This is a genomic window from Kocuria kalidii (genome assembly GCF_044462225.1).
GTDB lineage: Bacteria > Actinomycetota > Actinomycetes > Actinomycetales > Micrococcaceae > Kocuria > Kocuria kalidii.
The window spans coordinates 1-18,194 of the sequence record NZ_JBISWJ010000097.1; the positions used below are offsets into that span (position 1 = coordinate 1).

Here is an 18,194-nt window from a genome sequence, read left to right on the forward strand (position 1 = left end):
CCGCCCGGATCCATCCGGGAGGCGGGCCGGCTGTCGTTAGGCTGGACCCCATGATCATCGGCACCGGCATCGACGTGGTGGACATCGCCCGCTTCGAGGAGCAGATCGCCCGCACCCCCGGCCTCGTGGCCCGGCTGTTCACCCCGCCGGAGCGGGAGCTGCACGTCCGCTCCCTGGCCGCCCGCTTCGCCGCGAAGGAGGCCGCGGCGAAGGCGCTCAAGGCACCGCCGGGGATGATCTGGCAGCACTGCTGGATCGAGAAGGACCCCTCCGGGGCTCCGCTGCTGTGCACCGAGGGCACCGTGGCGGACGAGGCCCGCCGGCAGGGCATCGACCGGTGGCACCTCACCATGACCCACGACGGCGGGATCGCGATGGCCATGGTCATCGCCGAGCGCACGGGGGGCCTGTCGTGATCGCGGCCTGGACCGGCGAGCAGGTCCGGGCGGCCGAGACGCCCTTCCTCGAGCGGGGCGAGGGGCCGGCGCTCATGCGGCGCGCCGCCCACGGCCTGGCCCTCGCCTGCGCCGAGCGCCTGCGCGCCCGCCGGGGACACGTCCGCGGGGCGCGCGTGGTGGTCCTGGCGGGCACCGGCAACAACGGCGGGGACGGGCTGTGGGCCGGGGCGGAGCTCGCGCGCCGCGGCGCGGCCGTGCTGGCCGTGGCCGTCGGGGACCGGCTGCACCCGGAGGGTGCTGCGGCCCTCGCGGCCGCCGGCGGCAGGGTGCTGGCCGCCGGGGACGGCGACCCGGCGCGGGCGGCCGGGCACGTGCTCGGCGCCGACCTGGTGCTCGACGCCGTGCTCGGGACCGGCGCCCGGGGCGGGCTGCGCGGGCCGGCCGCGGAGCTCGTCCGTGCGGTCCTCGACCGGTGGCCCCGGGACGGGGGACCGGTGGTGGTGGCGTGCGACGTCCCGTCGGGCGTCGCCGCGGACACCGGCGCGGTGGCGGGTCCCGTCCTGCCCGCGGACCTCACCGTGACGTTCGCCGGGGCGAAGGCGGGCCTGCTGCTCCCGCCGGGGGAGCGCTGGTGCGGCGAGGTGCGGACGGTGCCCATCGGGATCGAGCACGCCCTGCCGGAGCCCGCGCTGCGGCGCCTGGAGCGCGACGACGCCGCGGCGCTGTGGCCGCGGCCCGGAGCGGCCTCCCACAAGTACTCGCGCGGCGTGGTGGGCGTCGTCGCCGGTTCCCCGACCTACCCCGGCGCGGCGCTCATGTGCACGCGCGCCGCCGTGGACTCCGGCGCGGGCATGGTCCGCCACCTCGGCGACGCCGCCACCCGTTCCCTGGTGTGCCTGACGAGCCCCGAGGTGGTCGCCTCCGAGGACCACCCGGACGCCGTGCACGTCCAGGCCTGGGTCGTCGGCCCCGGTGCGGTGGGGGACGACGCCCAGGAGTCCCGGACGGACGCCGTGCTCGCGGGACCGCTGCCGGCGGTCGTCGACGCCGGCGCGCTCGCCGCGGCCGCGCGGGCGGCCGCCGACGGCGCCCTGGGCCCGGGGAAGGTCCTGACCCCGCACGCCGGGGAGCTCGCGCAGGTGCTGGCCTGGCTCGCCGCCCTCGGGGACGGCGGGGAGGCCCCCGACCGGGAGGCGGTCGAGGCCGAGCCGGCCCGGTGGGCCCGGGCGGCCGCGGAGGCGACCGGCGCCGTCGTGGTGCTCAAGGGCGCCACCACGCTCGTCGCGGCCCCGGACGGCACGCTGCTGTCCCAGGCGGACGGCAGCCCGTGGCTGGCGACGGCCGGCAGCGGGGACACCCTCGCCGGGATCATGGGCACGGCGCTGGCCGGCTGCGCCGAGGAGCCGGACGCGTTCGCCGCCGCGGGGGAGTGGGCCCGCGGGGACGCGCGCCTCGCGGTGGCCGCCGCGCTGGCCGTGGCCGTGCACGGGTGGGCCTCCCGGCTGGAGGGCCTCGGCCCCGTGCCGCCCACGGCGCTGTCCGCGAACGTCCGCACGGTCCTGCGCTTCGGCCGCTGAGGGCGCTCCCCGGCCCCCGGCGACCCGCGCCCGGGACGCGGGCGGCTCCCGTCCGGGCTAAGATCGATCCCACTTGCCCCATTCCCAGCCCGCTGACGGTGACCCCTGCCCGGCGGTACGACAGGAGATCCCCTATGGAAGTCTGGCCAGGTCAGCCCTATCCCCTCGGAGCCACCTTCGACGGCACCGGCACCAACTTCGCCCTCTTCAGCGAGGCCGCCGAGCAGGTCGAGCTGTGCCTGTTCGACGAGGACGGGACCGAGACCCGGATCCAGGTCGACGCGCAGGACAGCTACGTCTGGCACTGCTACCTGCCGACGATCCAGCCCGGGCAGCGCTACGGCTACCGTGTGCACGGACCGTGGGACCCCGCCGAGGGCCAGCGTTTCAACCCCGCCAAGCTGCTGCTCGACCCCTACGCCAAGGCCGTCTCCGGCCGGATGGACTGGGACCAGGCGCTCTTCTCCTACGACTTCGGCGACGAGGACTCGTTCAACGACGAGGACTCCGCCCCCCACATGATGATGGGCGTGGTGATCAACCCGTTCTTCAACTGGGAGGGCGACCGGACGCCCCGCACGCCGTACCACAAGTCGGTGATCTACGAGGCCCACGTCAAGGGCCTCACCCAGCAGCACCCCGAGGTGCCCGAGGAGCAGCGCGGCACCTACGCCGGCGTGGCCCACCCCGAGGTGATCTCGCACCTGCAGAAGCTGGGCGTCACCGCCATCGAGCTCATGCCCGTGCACCAGTTCGTGCAGGACAGCACCCTGCTCGACCAGGACCTGCGCAACTACTGGGGCTACAACACCATCGGGTTCTTCGCCCCGCACAACGAGTACCACTCGACCAACGACCTCGGCGGGCAGGTCCAGGAGTTCAAGGCCATGGTGCGGGCCCTGCACCAGGCCGACATCGAGGTCATCCTCGACGTGGTGTACAACCACACGGCCGAGGGCAACCACATGGGCCCCACGCTGTCCATGAAGGGCATCGACAACCAGGCCTACTACCGGACGGTGGAGGGCGACCAGAAGTTCTACATGGACTACACGGGCACCGGCAACACCCTCAACGTCCGGCACCCCCACTCGCTGCAGCTGATCATGGACTCCCTGCGCTACTGGGTGACCGAGATGCACGTGGACGGCTTCCGCTTCGACCTCGCCTCCGCGCTGGCCCGGGAGTTCTACGACGTGGACAAGCTCGCCACGTTCTTCGAGCTCGTCCAGCAGGACCCGGTCGTCTCCCAGGTGAAGCTCATCGCGGAGCCGTGGGACGTCGGCCCCGGCGGCTACCAGGTGGGCAACTTCCCGCCCCAGTGGACGGAGTGGAACGGGAAGTACCGGGACACCGTGCGCGACTTCTGGCGCGGCGAGCCCGCGACCCTGGGGGAGTTCGCCTCGCGCATCACGGGCTCCGCGGACCTCTACGAGCACAGCGGGCGCCGCCCGTTCGCCTCGATCAACTTCGTCACGGCCCACGACGGCTTCACGCTGCGGGACCTGGTCTCCTACAACGAGAAGCACAACGAGGCCAACGGCGAGGGCAACAACGACGGCGAGTCCCACAACCGCTCCTGGAACTGCGGCGTGGAGGGGCCCACCGACGACCCCGAGGTGCTCGCCCTGCGCTCCCGCCAGCAGCGCAACTTCCTCGCGACGCTGCTGCTGTCCCAGGGCACGCCCATGGTGCTGCACGGCGACGAGCTGGGCCGCACCCAGGGCGGCAACAACAACACGTACTGCCAGGACAACGAGCTGTCGTGGATCAACTGGGACACCATGGACGGCCCGCTCACCGAGTTCGTCGCCGCCGTGACCCACCTGCGCCACGACCACCCGACGTTCCGGCGCTCGGAGTTCTTCGACGGGCGCCCCGTCGAGATGGACGCGGACGACACCGGCCGCCCCATGCCGGACATCGCCTGGCTGAACACGGACGGGGCCCCGCTCAAGCCCGCCGACTGGGACGAGCCCCTGTCCCGCTCCTTCGGGATGTGGCTCAACGGCCACGGCATCGCCGGCGTCGACATGCGCGGGCGGCCCATCACCGACGTGAACTTCATCGTGTACTTCAACTCCAACCCGGAGCCCGTCAAGTGCAAGCTCCCGCCGGTGCGCTACGGCCGGCAGTGGGAGGAGGTCATCGACACCGCGGGCAAGTACGCCGACGGGCAGATCCGCAAGGCGCGGACCGCGATCGTGCTCGAGGGCAAGTCGATGGTCGTGCTGCGCGCCTACGAGGCCCCCGAGGAGGAGCCCGACGCGTCGGTCGCCGCCTCCGTGGCCGCCTACGCCAAGACGCCGCAGGACCAGTGACCTGACGGCACCGGCAGGCTGTCGACCCGGGAACGGGTCGACAGCCTGCTGGCGTTTCCGGGGCCGGGCCGACAGACTGGTGCCGTGCGCACACCGACTTCGACCTACCGACTCCAGATCACCTCCGACCTGACCCTCGACCGCGCGGCGGGGCTCGTGGACTACCTCCACGACCTCGGCGCCGACTGGGTCTACCTCTCACCCATCCTCCGGGCCGTCGACGGCTCCGACCACGGCTACGACGTCGCGTCCCCCGCCGAGGTGGATCCCGTCCGGGGCGGTGCCGCCGGGCTCAAGGCGCTCGCCGACGCCGCCCACGACCGCGGCATGGGCGTTCTGGTGGACATCGTCCCGAACCACCAGGGCGTCGCCGCTCCGGAGCAGAACCCCTGGTGGTGGTCCCTGCTGGAGCAGGGGCAGGAGTCGCCGTACGCGCGGGCCTTCGACGTCGAGTGGACGGCCGGCGGCGGCAGGGTGCTGATCCCCGTGCTGGGCGACGGCGACGACGAGCTCGCGCAGCTGCGGGTCCAGGACGGCACGCTGCGCTACTACGACAACGTCTACCCCCTGGCCGAGGGCACCTGGACGGCGGGCGACGACCCGCAGGACGTCCACGACCGGCAGCACTACGAGCTCGTCAACTGGCGCCGCGGCGACGCCGAGCTCAACTACCGCCGGTTCTTCACCGTGGCCACGCTGGCGGGCGTGCGCGTCGAGGACCCGGCGGTCTTCGAGGAGTCCCACGCGGAGATCAGGCGGTGGATCGACGAGGGGCTCGTCGACGGCCTGCGCATCGACCACCCCGACGGCCTGCGCGACCCCCGGGGGTACCTCGAGCAGCTGAAGGAGCTCACGGGCGGCGCGTACGTCGTCGTCGAGAAGATCCTCGAGCCCGGGGAGCGGCTGCCCCGCGACTGGGCCACGGAGGGCACCACCGGCTACGACGCCCTCGGCACGATCGACCGGCTGCTCACCGACCCGGCCGGGGAGTACGCGCTCACGAGCCTGGACGCCCGGCTGCGCGGCGGCGAACCCGTGCACTGGGACGAGATGATCCACGGCACCAAGCGCGCCATGGCCGACAACGCCCTGCACGCGGAGGTCCTGCGCCTGGCCCGCACCGTGCCCGACGACGCCGGGCTCGGCCGGGACGAGACCGTGGACGCCCTCGCGGAGATCCTCGCGAACTTCCCGGTGTACCGCAGCTACCTGCCCGAGGGGGCCGAGCACCTGCGGGCGGCCCTCGACGCGGCCCGCGAGCAGCGTCCCGACCTCACCGGCACGATCGGGACCCTGGGCCGGCTCCTCGGGGTCGACGCGACGGCGGAGGCCGAGCTCGGCGAGCTCGCGCGCCGCTTCCAGCAGACCTCCGGGATGGTCATGGCCAAGGGCGTCGAGGACACCGCGTTCTACCGCTTCCCCCGCCTGACGTCCCTGACCGAGGTGGGCGGCGACCCCTCGCACTTCGCCGTGGCGCCGGAGGAGGCCCACGCCGAGCTCGCCCGCCGGGCCCGCGAGGAGCCCCTGGCCATGACGACCCTGTCCACCCACGACACCAAGCGCTCCGAGGCCGTGCGGGCGCGGATCACCGTGCTGGCCGAGGCCGGGGAGCAGTGGGCCGGCGTGGTCGGCACCGTGCAGAAGCTCGCCGAGCAGGCCGGGGACCGGGTGGGCGACGGCCCGCTGGTGAACCTCGTGCTCCAGGCCGTGGTGGGCGCCTGGCCCCTCTCGCAGGAGCGGGCGCTGGACTACGCCCTCAAGGCCGCTCGCGAGGCCGGCAACTCCACCGCCTGGGTCGACGGGGACGCCGACTTCGAGCAGCGGCTGACCCGGTTCCTCGAGCTGGTCTTCCACGACCCGCAGATGCGGGCCGTCGTCGAGGGCTTCGCCGCGCACGTCACCGAGGCCGGCTGGTCGAACGGGCTCGCCGCCAAGCTCGTCCAGCTCACGATGCCCGGCGTCCCGGACGTCTACCAGGGGTCCGAGCTGTGGGCCGAGTCCCTCGTGGACCCCGACAACCGCCGTCCCGTCGACTTCGAGGAGCGGGCCGCCCGGCTCGCCCGGCTGGACACCCCCGTGGGCGGGACCGCGGACGGGATCCCCGCCGTGGGACCCGACGGGGCCGCCAAGCTGCTCGTCACGAGTCGCGCCCTGCGGCTGCGCCGGGACCGGCCCGAGCTGTTCTCCGGCTACACCCCGCTCACCGCGTCCGGTCCCCTGGCCGCGCACGTCTTCGCCTTCGACCGCGGCGGCGCCGTGACCGTGGCCACCCGCCTGCCCCTGGGCCTCGCGTCCCGGGGCGGCTTCGCCGACGAGACCCTGGACCTGCCCGAGGGCGAGTTCGAGGACGTGCTGACCCACCGCCCGCACACGGGCACCGTGGCGCTGTCCCAGCTGCTGTCCGACTACCCCGTGGCGCTGCTGCGCCGGAAGGACTCCTGAACCTCCATGAACACCCGTGACCACCTCGACCGCTTCGACGTCTGGGCCCCGCACGCCAAGGCGGTGACCGTGCGGATCGAGGGCGACGACCACGACATGGTACCGGCCGGGTCCCTGCCCGAGGGCTCCGCGGGGGGCCCGGCGGCCGGCCGTGAGGGCTGGTGGACGCTGCCCGACGGCGCCGACGTCCCCACGGGGACCGTGCGCTACGGCTATGTCCTCGGCAAGACCTTCGACGAGGGCACGGCCCAGGAGCGCTCCCAGGTCTCCGAGGTCCTCCCGGACCCCCGCTCCCGCCGCCAGCCCCAGGGCGTGCACGACCTCTCGTGCACGTTCGACCCCTCCGAGCACCGCTGGGGCGACGCCGCGTGGACCGGCCGCACCCTGGCGGGGTCGGTGGTCTACGAGCTGCACATCGGCACGTTCACCCCGGAGGGCACCCTCGACTCGGCCGTCGAGCGGCTCGACCACCTCGCCGGCCTCGGTGTGGACTTCGTCGAGCTGCTGCCCGTGAACGGCTTCAACGGCGAGCGCAACTGGGGCTACGACGGGGTCCTCTGGTACACGGTGGCCGAGTCCTACGGCGGGCCGGCGGCCTACCAGCGCTTCGTGGACGCGTGCCACCAGCGCGGGATCGGCGTGATCCAGGACGTCGTCTACAACCACCTCGGCCCGTCCGGGAACTACCTGCCCCTGTTCGCCGACTACTTCAAGCCGGGCTCCAGCACCTGGGGCGACCTCATCAACCTCGACGGATGGGGCTCGGACGGCGTCCGCGACTACATCCTGGACAACGTGGAGATGTGGCTGCGCGACCACCACGTGGACGGGTTCCGGCTCGACGCCGTGCACGCCCTGCAGGACCACCGGGCCGTGCACATCCTCGAGGAGATCGCCGAGCTCGTCGAGCGCGTGGGCGTGGAGACCGGCAAGCCCCTGTTCACGATCGCGGAGTCCGACCTCAACGACCACCGGATGATCACGCCGACCACGGCCAACGGCCTGGGCATGACCGGGCAGTGGCTCGACGACTTCCACCACGCGGCGCACGTGGCGCTCACCGGGGAGACACAGGGCTACTACGCGGACTTCGCCGCGCTCGCCACGCTCGACAAGGTCATGCAGGACGCCTTCTACCACGACGGCACCATGTCGGTCTTCCGCGGCCGGCACCACGGCCGGCCCGTCGACAAGCAGCGGATCCGCCCGTGGCAGTTCGTCACGTGCATCCAGAACCACGACCAGATCGGCAACCGCGCGGCGGGGGACCGGATCAGCGCGAGCCTCACGCCCGACCAGCTCGTGCTGGGCGCCACGCTCCTGCTCACCCAGCCCTTCACGCCCATGCTGTTCATGGGAGAGGAGTGGGGCGCGTCCACCCCGTGGCAGTTCTTCACCGCCCACCCCGAGCCCGAGCTCGGGGAGGCCGTGGCGAAGGGCCGCAAGGCGGAGTTCGCGTCCATGGGCTGGGACGAGTCCACGGTCCCCGACCCCCAGGCCCCCAGCACGTTCGAGGACTCCCAGCTGGACTGGGACGAGCTCGGCCAGGACGACCACGCCCGGGTGCTGGACGCGTACCGGGAGCTCATCGCGCTGCGGCGGGCCGTGCCCGAGCTCACCGACCCGCGCTTCGCCACGATCGGCACCGACCACGACGAGGACGCCCGCTGGTTCGTGCTGCGCCGGGCCGCTGCCCCGGGCGCCGACCACGGGGTCGCGGTCCTGCTGAACTTCGGGGCCGACCCGGCGAACGTCCCGTTCCCCGGCCGCCGCGACGCCCAGGTGCTCTTCCGCTCCGGGGACGTGTCGGTGACCGAGGGGACCGACGGCGGCGCCGTCGCGGCGCTGCCCGGCCACGGCGCGGCCGTGGTGCGCTACTGAGCCCCCCAGCACCGTCCCACGAACGACTCCCCCGACCCACACGAAAGGCCGCCGTGCGCACCTACGGACCCGACGTCCCCTACCGCCCCGCCGAGGACCGCTACGAGACGATGCCCTACCGGCACGTGGGCGGGTCCGGGCTCAAGCTGCCCGTCATCTCGCTCGGCCTGTGGCACAACTTCGGCGACGACAAGCCGCTCGCCACGCAGCGTGCCACGCTGCGCCGGGCCTTCGACCTGGGTGTGACCCACTTCGACCTCGCCAACAACTACGGTCCGCCGGCCGGCGCCGCCGAGCTGAACTTCGGGCGGATCCTGGCACAGGATCTCGCGCCGTACCGGGACGAGATCGTGATCTCCTCGAAGGCCGGCTGGACCATGGGGCCGGGCCCGTACCACTTCGGCGGCTCGCGGAAGTACCTGGTGTCCTCCCTGGACCAGTCCCTGCAGCGGATGGGCCTGGACCACGTGGACGTCTTCTACCACCACCGCCCGGACCCGGACACCCCGCTCGAGGAGACCATGCGGGCCCTCGACCACATCGTGCGCTCCGGGCGGGCCCTCTACGCGGGGATCTCCTCCTACAACGCCGAGCTGACCCTGCGCGCGCAGCAGATCATGCGGGAGCTCGGCACGCCGCTCCTGATCCACCAGCCGTCCTACTCGATGCTCAACCGCTGGATCGAGTCGCCCGGTCCGTCGGGGACGTCGCTGCTGGGCGCCCTGACGGAGGCCGGGATGGGGTCCATCGTGTTCTCGCCCCTGGCCCAGGGCATGCTCACGGACCGGTACCTCGACGGCATCCCCGAGGGCTCCCGGGCCGCGGCGGAGAAGTCGCTCGACCCCGAGTGGCTGACCGACACGACCCTGGAGAAGGTCCGCGGCCTGCACGACATCGCCGCCGCGCGCGGCCAGACCCTGGCCCAGATGGCGATCGCCTGGGTGCTGCGCGAGCAGGCGGACGGCCAGGTCAGCACCGCGCTCGTGGGGGCCTCCTCGCCGCAGCAGCTCGAGGACAGCGTGGGCGCCGTGCACCACCTCTCGTTCACGCCGGAGGAGCTCGAGGCGATCGACCGGCTGGCCACGGACTCCGACATCAACATCTGGGCGGGCGCCCGCGACTCCAAGACCGCGTGAGCGGCGGGACCGGCTAGGCGATGGAGGCCTCGCAGTACCTCGCCCTGCTCGGGCTGTGGATCGCCGGGATCGTCGCCCCGGGCCCGGACGTCCTGGTGATCCTGCGCAACGCGTCGCTGGGCTCCCGGTCGGCCGGGGTGCTCACCGCCGTGGGCGTGATGGCCGGCAACCTCGTGTGGATCACGCTCTCCCTGACCGGCGTGACCGTCCTGATCGGCGAGGCGGACACGGCCCAGCGCATCATCCAGGTGGCCGGAGCCCTGTTCCTCGGCTGGCTCGGCGCGAGCGGGATCCGGGCGGGACTCGCGGCCGGGGCCCTTCCGGCCCGGCTGCCGACCGCGGCAAGGGGGGCGGCGACGGGCGCGGCGTCCGCCGGCGGGACGACTCCGGCAGGGGTGCTCCCGGAGGGGACGGCCGCGGCGGGGACGCCGGGCCCGCCCGGCCGCACGGTGACCCCCGGGCGGGGCTTCGTGCTCGGACTCGTGACGAACCTGTCGAACGCGAAGGCCATCGTCTTCTTCGTGGCCCTGTTCGCCAACGTGGTCCCGGCCGGAGCGCTGTGGTGGGAGACCGCCCTGGTCTTCGCGCTGCTCGTGGCGGTGGGCCTCGCCTGGTTCACCGCGGTCGCGTGGGTCGGTTCCGTCGAGCGCCTCGCGGCGGGCTTCCGGCGGCACGGCGCCGCGGTGGAGCTCGCCGCGGGCGCGCTGTTCCTGGTGCTCGCCCTCGGCCTGCTCCTCAGCGCGCTGTGAGGGATGCCCTGCGCGCGGTGCCCGGGGCGCTGTGACGGGTGCCCTGCGCCATGCGCGCGGTGCCCGGGGCGCCGTGACCCGGGCGGGCGGTCTCCGGCAGGAGCGTGCCCCGACGGGCACTAGAGTGGACCGCTGAGTCCTGTCCGGCCGGTCGCCGGACTCCCCGGCGGGCGCCGCCCCGGCGTGCGCGGGGGACAGGAACCAGACGACCAGACAGAGGAGTCCCGTGTCCCAGCATCCCATTCGTGTGGCGGTCGCCGGTGTCGGCAACTGCGCCTCGTCCTTGATCCAGGGCGTCCACTTCTACGCCGGAGCCGATCCGGCCGCGACCGTGCCGGGGCTGATGCACGTGGTCTTCGGTGACTACCACGTCGCCGACGTGGAGTTCGTGGCGGCCTTCGACGTCGACGCCGCGAAGGTCGGGTCCGATCTGTGCGAGGCGATCGGCGCCGGGCAGAACAACACCCTGGTCTTCGCCCCGGTCCCGCACACCGGGGTCACCGTGCAGCGCGGGCCGACCCTGGACGGGCTGGGGTCCTACTACCGGGAGGCGATCGAGGAGTCCGCCGCCGCCCCCGTGGACGTGGCGCAGGCGCTGCGGGAGGCGCAGGTGGACGTGCTGGTGTCCTATCTGCCGGTGGGCTCGGAGGCCGCCGACCGGTTCTACGCCCAGGCCGCGATCGAGGCCGGGGTGGCCTTCGTCAACGCGCTGCCGGTGTTCATCGCCTCCACCGCCGAGTGGGCGGGGAAGTTCGCCGCCGCCGGGGTGCCGGTCGTGGGCGATGACATCAAGTCCCAGATCGGGGCGACGATCACCCACCGGGTGCTGGCGAAGCTGTTCGAGGACCGCGGGTACGTGCTGGACCGCACCTACCAGCTCAACGTGGGCGGGAACATGGACTTCATGAACATGCTCGAGCGCACCCGGCTGGAGTCGAAGAAGATCTCCAAGACCCAGGCGGTGACCTCCAACGTGGCCCGGGAGTTCGGCACGCGTGATGTGCACATCGGGCCCTCGGACCACGTGCCGTGGTTGAACGACCGGAAGTTCGCCTTCGTGCGCCTGGAGGGGCACGGCTTCGGTGACGCCCCGATCTCGCTGGAGTACAAGCTGGAGGTGTGGGACTCGCCGAACTCGGCCGGGGTGATCATCGACGCGATCCGGGCGGCGAAGATCGGGTTGGACCGCGGCATCGGCGGGCCGCTGACCTCGGCGGCGGCGTACTTCATGAAGTCCCCGCCCGAGCAGCAGGCCGACGACACCGCCCGGGCGAACCTGGAGGCCTTCATCCGCGGCGACCTCGAACGCTGAACCCACCCCCACGGACGGAAGGACCCCCGCACCGGGTGCGGGGGTCCTTCCGTCCGTGCGGTCTCAGATGTGCTCCGCCAGGCCGGCGCGATGGAGCACGAAGGCGGTGAGGGGCTCGTAGACGCGCGGCGGCAGGTTGTCGTCGAGGGGTACGGCGACCTCGACCTGTCCCTGCGCCTCGGCCACGAACACCCCCGGGTCGTTGCAGTCGGCGACCGCGATCGTCCGCAGCCCCCGGGACCCGGCCGCGCCGGCGAGGCCGTGGTCGGCCACCACCAGGTCGGGCGGGTTCTGCCCGTCCCGGCGCAGCTTCTCCAGGGTCAGGGACATGGGCCCGGGGAAGTGGGTGTGCCGCAGCCCGCCGTGCTGCTCGACCATCACCACGTGCTCGATCTGGCGGACGTCGCCGTCCTCGAAGGGGAAGCCGTCCGGGACCTGGACCACGTGCGCGCCGGCTCGGCGGGCCACGCGGGCCAGCTGCGCGTACACCGGGAACAGACCGGCCGGGTGCCCCGTGGCGAAGAGCACGCGCCCGCCGCCGGAGACGACCTCGCCGAGGACCCGCGCGTAGCGCTCGAGCGCGGCGACGGCCCGCTCCGCGGAGATCGTGTCCTGGCCCTCGACGTGCGCCCGGTCGGGGGAGATGCCGACCCGGTCCCGCATCAGCGCGAACACGTCGTCGAAGGTCCAGTCCCGGGTGCGCACCACGCCCATGTGCTGGTGCTGGTCGCCGTCCAGGAAGCCCTGGATGTTGCGGAGGTTCGCCTCCCGGGACGTCGCCACGGCGCCGGTGATGCGGTGGGAGTCCAGGTGGCGGACGAGGTCTGTGGGGTGGAGAGGGGGATTCGTCACCGTTCGAGTGTATTCAGGCACCGGCCGCTACCGCCGCGTACCCCCGCCCGGGGGCGCAGCCGGGCGTAGACGTCCGCGGTGGCCCGGGCCGTGCGCTCCCAGGAGTGCCCCTCGGCGCGCCGGGCCGCGGCCGCGCCCATGCGCGCCAGGGCGGCGGGGTCGCCGGCGAGCTCGACGACGGCCCGCGCCCACGAGGCGGGGTCGCGGTCGGGCACGAGGCGGCCGGTGAGCCCGTCCAGCACCGCGGTGCGCAGCCCGTCGACGTCCGTGGCGAGGACGGGCGTGCCGCAGGCCTGGGCCTCCAGCGCCACGAGGCCGAACGTCTCCGAGGAGGACGGCACGGCCACGAGGTCGGCCCGGCGCATGCGGGCCGCGAGCCGCGGGGCGGGCAGGGCCGGTCCGAAGCGCACGGCGTCCTCCAGGCCGAGCTCCCGGACGCGCTCCTGCAGCGCCGCCGTGAAGCCGCGGGTGCCGACCCCCACGACGTCCAGCTCCACGGGCAGGCCGGGGTGGCTCGCGCGGAGCCGCGCCAGCGCGTCGACGAGCACGTGCGGGCCCTTGAGCGCCTGGAGGCGGCCGGCGAACAGGATCCGCAGCGGGCGGCCGGGCGACCCGGGGGGCGGCTCGTCCGAGCGGCGGAGCTCTCCGGGGGCGGCGTCGGGGGAGAAGGCCGAGAGGTCCACCCCGGGGGTGATGACGGTCAGGCGTGCCGGGTCGGCGTCGTAGAGCTCGACCATCTGCAGGGCCTCCGTCCGGGTGTTCACCACCGTGGCCTCGGCCCGTCCGATGAGCTCGGCCTCGGCCTCGGCGCGGGAGGCCGGCTCGACCCCCTCACCGGTGCGGGCGCGCAGGTTCTTCCCGAGCGCGGTGGTGTGCAGGGTCAGGACGAGGGGGACCCCCCAGGCGTCGGAGAGCTCCCGGCCCGCCGAGCCGGAGAGCCAGTAGTGGGCGTGCACGACGTCGGGCCGGTCGGCCTCCGCACGGAGCACGTCCGCGAAGGCCGGGGTGAACACGGGCAGCTCCTCCTTGCTCGCCCCGGCCGCCCCGGGCAGCGAGACGGTGAGCAGGCGCAGCCCCGCGCGGATGCGGGTGGTCCGCACGCCCGCGGCGGACGGGGCGCCCGCACCGCGGTCGAGGGTGGCCATGTCCACGGTGTGGCCGGCATCCACGAGGGCCTCGGCGAGGTGGCGCACGTAGACGTTCATCCCGCCCGCGTCGCCCGACCCCGGTTGCTCCAGGGGACAGGTGTGCAGGCTGATCAGCAGGACGTGGCAGGGCGCGGACACGGCTCAACTCTAACCTCCGGTCCCGGACGGTGCTGCGGACGGGCGCCGGCCCGTCCGCAGCCGGTGCGACAATGGTCAGCGTGAACCGTGCCGACACCGTCCCGACCGCCCCGTCCGGCGGCCCCGCACCCCCTCCCCGGTTCGAGCGCACCGCCGTGGTCGACCTCGACGCGGTCCGCGCCAACGTGCGCCGCATCCGGGCCGTCGCCGCCCCCGCCCGCCTGATGGCCGTGGTCAAGGCCGACGCCTACGGCCACGGTGCGGTGCCCGTGGCCCGCGCCGTCCTGGAGGCCGGCGCGGACGCCCTGGGCGTCGCCCACGTCGCCGAGGCCCTCGAGCTGCGGTCCGCCGGGATCGGCGGGCCCCTGCTCGCGTGGCTGCACACCGTCGACACCGACTTCCGGGCGGCCCTCGCCGCCGACGTCGAGCTGGGCGTCAGCGGCTGGGAACTGGCCCCGGTCGCCGAGGCCGCGCGCGCCCTGGGGACCACCGCCCGGGTCCACCTCAAGATCGACACCGGCCTGGGCCGCAACGGCGCGACGGAAGCCCTGTGGCCGCAGCTCGTGCGCGCGGCCGCGCAGGCCGAGGCGGAGGGTCTCGTCCGGGTCGTCGGGGTCTTCACCCACCTGGCCGTGGCCGACGAGCCCTCCCGGCCCGAGACCCTGGACCAGCTCGAGCGCCTCCGCGCGGCCGTGCGGACGGCGCGCTCCGCCGGGCTCCGGCCCGCCCTGCGGCACGCGGCGAACTCGCCGGGCCTCTTCTCGGCCGCCGGACTGGAGCGCCCCGGGGACATGCTGCTGGACATGGTCCGCGTGGGGGTCTCCCTCTACGGGCTCTCCCCGTTCGCCGACCGCTCCCCGGAGCAGCTGGGCCTCGTGCCCGCCATGACGCTGCGGAGCACGGTCGGCGCGGTCAAGGAGGTCCCGGCGGGACAGGGCGTCTCCTACGGGCTGGACTACGTCACCGCGCGGCCCACCACCCTGGCGCTCGTCCCGCTCGGCTACGCCGACGGCGTGCCGCGCACCGGGACCGGCGGGCCGGTGCGGATCCGGGGCCGCAACTACCCGGTGGTGGGCCGGGTCGCGATGGACCAGGTCGTCGTGGACCTCGGCGCGCCGGGCCTGTCCGCCCCCGAGCACGGGCTGCTCGGGGCGGAGGCCGTGCTCTTCGGCGCGGGGGAGGACCCGTCCGCGAGCGCGTGGGCGGAGGCCGCGGGCACCATCAACTACGAGATCGTCGCCCGCATCTCGCCCCGCGTGCCCCGGGTACACCTGCACACCGCGGCGGGTCCGGGGAGCGCCGGCCGGGGCGGGGAGCAGCCGTGAGCCGGTGGACCGTGACCGTGACCGTGGACGGGCGCGGGCGGACGCAGGCCCTGGCCGAACGGCTGGGCGGGCAGCTGCGGGCCGGGGACCTGCTGGTGCTCACCGGCGAGCTCGGCGCGGGCAAGACCACGTTCGCACAGGGCCTGGGGCGCGGCCTGGGGGTGCGCGGGGGGATCATCTCGCCCACGTTCGTGCTCGTGCGCCGCCACCCCAACGTCCAGGACGGGCCCCGGCCCGGCGGCCCGGACCTCGTGCACGTCGACGCCTACCGGCTGGGCAGCGCGGCGGAGGTCGACGACGTCGACCTCGAGGACACGGTGGACACGGCCGTCACCGTGGTCGAGTGGGGGACGGGGAAGGTCGAGCACCTGGCGGAGTCCCGGCTCGAGATCGTGCTGGAGCGTGCCCTGGGCGCCGCCCCCCGCGGCGCCGGCGCGGCGTGCGGACCCGCGGAGGCCGCGGGCGACGCGGGCGAGCAGGACGAGGACCGGGACGACGACGAGCCCCGCCGCATCACGTTGACCGGGATCGGGCCGCGCTGGGCGGACGGGCCGCCGCGGCTCGACTGAGCCTCCCCGCCGGGGCCGGGCAGTGCCCGGGGGCGGGCACTACACTGGTCGGGTGCTGCTCCTGTGCCTGGACTCCTCCGCCGTCGCCTCCGCCGCCCTCGTGACCGGGGCGGGCGAGGTCCTCGGCTCCTTCGCGAGCCCGGACACCCGTTCCCACGCCGAGGTCCTGGCCCCCGCGGTCCGCGAGCTGCTGACCGGCCACGGGGTGGCCGGCGGCGACCTCGACGCGGTCCTGGTCGGCACCGGCCCCGGCCCCTTCACCGGTCTGCGCGCGGGGATCGCGACGGCCCGGGCCCTCGCCTTCGCCTGGGACGTGCCGCTGCACGGGCTGATGAGCCTCGAGGCCCTCGCCCAGGACGCCGCCGAGGACGCCCGGGCGGCCGGCCACGAGGAGTTCCTCGTGCTCACCGACGCCCGCCGCAAGGAGGTCTACTGGGCCCGCTTCGTCCTCGCCCCCGACGGTCCCCGGCTGGTCGCCGGGCCCGGGGTCGCCGCCGCGGAGCGGCTCCCGGGACTGCCCGCCTACGGCCGCGGCGCGGGGATCTGGGCGGACCATCTGGCCCGTCCGGTCCCGGCCTTCGCCGCGGCCCAGCCGACGGCGTCGTCCCTGGGCCTGGCCGCCGCGCGCCGCACGGTCCGCGGGGAGGCGCTGCCCGCGGACACGGCCCCGCTGTACCTGCGCGAGTCCGACGCGAAGGTCCCCGGGCCCCGGAAGAAGGCCCTCGCGTGAGCGGGCCGGCCCCGGGCGGTCCGGCCTGGACGCTGCGCCGGATGACGGCCGAGGACGTCCCCGTGGTGCACGCCCTCGAACGGCGCCTCTTCCCGGCCGACGCCTGGCCGGCGGAGATGTTCTCCGCGGAGCTGGCCCAGCCCGTCTGCTGGTACTGGGTGGCCGAGCAGGACGGTGCGGTGGTCGGCTACGCCGGTCTCATGTGCCTCCGCCCCGTGGGCGACGTCCAGACCATCGCCGTGCTCCCCGAGCACGAGGGCCGCGGGATCGGCTCCCACCTGCTGCGCACCCTGCACGGGAAGGCCGCGGAGCTCGGCGCCACCGAGGTGCTGCTCGAGGTCCGCGCCGACAACCCGCGCGCCCAGCAGCTCTACCGCCGCTTCGGCTACGAGCAGATCCACACCCGCCCCCGCTACTACCGGGACGGCACCGACGCGCTGATCATGCGCCTCGATCTCGCCGCGCCGGAGCCCCCGGCCGCCCCGACCACCCCGACGGAGGGAGGACGATGACCGACGGACCCCTGGTGCTGGGCATCGAGTCCTCCTGCGACGAGACCGGCGTGGGGATCGTGCGCGGGCGCACCCTGCTCGCCAACGTCGTGTCCTCCTCGATGGACGAGCACGCGCGCTTCGGGGGCGTGATCCCCGAGATCGCCTCCCGCGCCCACCTCGACGCGCTCGTGCCCACGCTGCGCGAGGCCCTGGACCGGGCCGGCGTGGGCCTCGACGAGCTCGACGCCCTGGCCGTGACCTCCGGCCCGGGCCTCGCCGGGGCGCTCATGGTGGGCGTCGCCGCCGCGAAGGCGCTCGCCGTGGCCACCGGCAAGCCCCTGTACGCCGTCAACCACCTCGTGGCCCACGTCGGCGTGGGCGTGCTCGAGGACTCGGGGATCGAGGGCTTCCGGGGCGCGTTCGACGACGGCCTGCCCCGCGACCTCGGCGCGCTGCTGGTCTCCGGCGGCCACACCGAGATCCTCGCCGTCGACGACCTCTCCCGGGACGTGCGGCTGCTCGGGGCCACGATCGACGACGCGGCCGGCGAGGCCTACGACAAGGTGGCCCGGGTGCTGGGCCTGGACTACCCGGGGGGTCCGGCCATCGACGCCGCCGCCCGGACCGGGGACCCCACGGCCTTCCGCTTCCCCCGGGGCCTCACCGCCGGCAAGTACCTGGGCTCCGCCGAGCGCCCCGGCCCGCACCGCTACGACTTCTCCTTCTCCGGGCTCAAGACCGCCGTGGCCCGCGTCGTCGAGGCGCACGAGGCCGAGGGGCGCGCGGTCCCGGTCGCGGACGTCGCGGCGTCCTTCCAGGAGGCCGTGGCCGACGTCGTCACGCGCAAGGCCGTCCTCGCGTGCACCGAGCAGGGGCTCGGCACGCTCCTGCTCGGCGGAGGGGTGGCCGCCAACTCCCGGCTGCGGGAGCTCACGGCGGAGCGCTGCGCCGCGCACGGGATCGAGCTGGTGATCCCGAAGCTGTCCCTGTGCACCGACAACGGGGCGATGGTCGCCGCGCTCGCGGCCCGTGTGGTGGCCGAGGGCCGCGCGCCCTCCGGCCTGGGCTTCGCCGCCGACTCGTCCCTGCCGGTCACCACCGTCTCGGTCTGAGCCGGCCGGC

Annotated in this window: 15 protein-coding genes; 13 read left to right on the forward strand and 2 right to left on the reverse strand. The window is 74.6% G+C overall.

From position 1 onward, the window contains the following. Positions 1-50: 50 nt before the first annotated feature. From ACH9D3_RS14215 to ACH9D3_RS14250, 8 genes are all read left to right on the forward strand, one after another. Positions 51-416 (forward strand): holo-ACP synthase, encoded by a 366-nt coding sequence (locus ACH9D3_RS14215; protein ID WP_396400679.1) that lies wholly within the window; start codon positions 51-53, stop codon positions 414-416. Continuing rightward, on the forward strand, positions 413-1,975 hold the full coding sequence (locus ACH9D3_RS14220) for an NAD(P)H-hydrate epimerase (protein WP_396410806.1): 1,563 nt from the start codon (positions 413-415) through the stop codon (positions 1,973-1,975). Before ACH9D3_RS14215 ends, ACH9D3_RS14220 begins: the two co-directional genes overlap by 4 nt. A 134-nt stretch (positions 1,976-2,109) precedes the next feature. Next, positions 2,110-4,296 (forward strand): glycogen debranching protein GlgX, encoded by a 2,187-nt coding sequence (gene glgX / locus ACH9D3_RS14225; RefSeq protein WP_396400677.1) that lies wholly within the window; start codon positions 2,110-2,112, stop codon positions 4,294-4,296. A gap of 84 nt (positions 4,297-4,380) precedes the next feature. Then, positions 4,381-6,738 (forward strand): malto-oligosyltrehalose synthase, encoded by a 2,358-nt coding sequence (treY, locus tag ACH9D3_RS14230; RefSeq protein WP_396410807.1) that lies wholly within the window; start codon positions 4,381-4,383, stop codon positions 6,736-6,738. A 6-nt stretch (positions 6,739-6,744) separates the two neighbouring features. After that, positions 6,745-8,619: a malto-oligosyltrehalose trehalohydrolase gene (treZ, locus tag ACH9D3_RS14235; protein WP_396410808.1), complete on the forward strand. Its 1,875-nt coding sequence runs from the start codon at positions 6,745-6,747 to the stop codon at positions 8,617-8,619. Between the two features lie 110 nt (positions 8,620-8,729). Then, positions 8,730-9,755 carry an aldo/keto reductase gene (locus ACH9D3_RS14240; RefSeq protein WP_396410811.1) on the forward strand — a complete coding sequence of 342 codons (1,026 nt, stop codon included), beginning with the start codon at positions 8,730-8,732 and terminating at the stop codon, positions 9,753-9,755. 20 nt (positions 9,756-9,775) lie between these two features. Beyond that, positions 9,776-10,504: a LysE family transporter gene (locus tag ACH9D3_RS14245; protein ID WP_396410809.1), complete on the forward strand. Its 729-nt coding sequence runs from the start codon at positions 9,776-9,778 to the stop codon at positions 10,502-10,504. Positions 10,505-10,730: 226 nt separating this feature from the next. After that, on the forward strand, positions 10,731-11,816 hold the full coding sequence (locus tag ACH9D3_RS14250) for an inositol-3-phosphate synthase (protein WP_396411442.1): 1,086 nt from the start codon (positions 10,731-10,733) through the stop codon (positions 11,814-11,816). A 63-nt stretch (positions 11,817-11,879) separates the two neighbouring features. Here the strand turns inward: ACH9D3_RS14250 and ACH9D3_RS14255 are convergent, their stop codons facing one another. Both ACH9D3_RS14255 and ACH9D3_RS14260 read right to left on the reverse strand, forming a co-directional pair. Further along, on the reverse strand, positions 11,880-12,668 hold the full coding sequence (locus ACH9D3_RS14255) for a phosphatase (RefSeq protein WP_396411443.1): 789 nt from the start codon (positions 12,666-12,668) through the stop codon (positions 11,880-11,882). Next, entirely contained in the window at positions 12,665-13,954 is a 1,290-nt protein-coding gene (locus tag ACH9D3_RS14260; protein WP_396411444.1) for a glycosyltransferase, read from the reverse strand. The genes ACH9D3_RS14255 and ACH9D3_RS14260 overlap by 4 nt, the downstream gene beginning before the upstream one ends. 71 nt (positions 13,955-14,025) lie before the next feature. Here ACH9D3_RS14260 and alr point away from each other — a divergent pair, with 71 nt between their 5' ends. The 5 genes from alr to tsaD are packed head-to-tail and all read left to right on the forward strand — an operon-like array spanning position 14,026 to position 18,184. Beyond that, the gene (alr, locus tag ACH9D3_RS14265) at positions 14,026-15,279 is read left to right on the forward strand and encodes an alanine racemase (protein WP_396411445.1); all 1,254 of its coding nucleotides are present in this window, start codon (positions 14,026-14,028) and stop codon (positions 15,277-15,279) included. Continuing rightward, on the forward strand, positions 15,276-15,848 hold the full coding sequence (tsaE, locus tag ACH9D3_RS14270; protein ID WP_396411446.1) for a tRNA (adenosine(37)-N6)-threonylcarbamoyltransferase complex ATPase subunit type 1 TsaE: 573 nt from the start codon (positions 15,276-15,278) through the stop codon (positions 15,846-15,848). The genes alr and tsaE overlap by 4 nt, the downstream gene beginning before the upstream one ends. A 52-nt stretch (positions 15,849-15,900) precedes the next feature. Next, a complete protein-coding gene (gene tsaB, locus ACH9D3_RS14275; RefSeq protein WP_396411447.1) occupies positions 15,901-16,578 on the forward strand; it encodes a tRNA (adenosine(37)-N6)-threonylcarbamoyltransferase complex dimerization subunit type 1 TsaB in 678 nt (225 codons plus the stop codon). Positions 16,579-16,619: 41 nt separating this feature from the next. Then, positions 16,620-17,090, forward strand: coding sequence for a ribosomal protein S18-alanine N-acetyltransferase (rimI, locus tag ACH9D3_RS14280; RefSeq protein WP_396411455.1), 471 nt, complete (start codon positions 16,620-16,622; stop codon positions 17,088-17,090). Next, positions 17,087-18,184, forward strand: coding sequence for a tRNA (adenosine(37)-N6)-threonylcarbamoyltransferase complex transferase subunit TsaD (gene tsaD, locus ACH9D3_RS14285; protein WP_396411448.1), 1,098 nt, complete (start codon positions 17,087-17,089; stop codon positions 18,182-18,184). Before rimI ends, tsaD begins: the two co-directional genes overlap by 4 nt. Positions 18,185-18,194 lie beyond the last annotated feature (10 nt).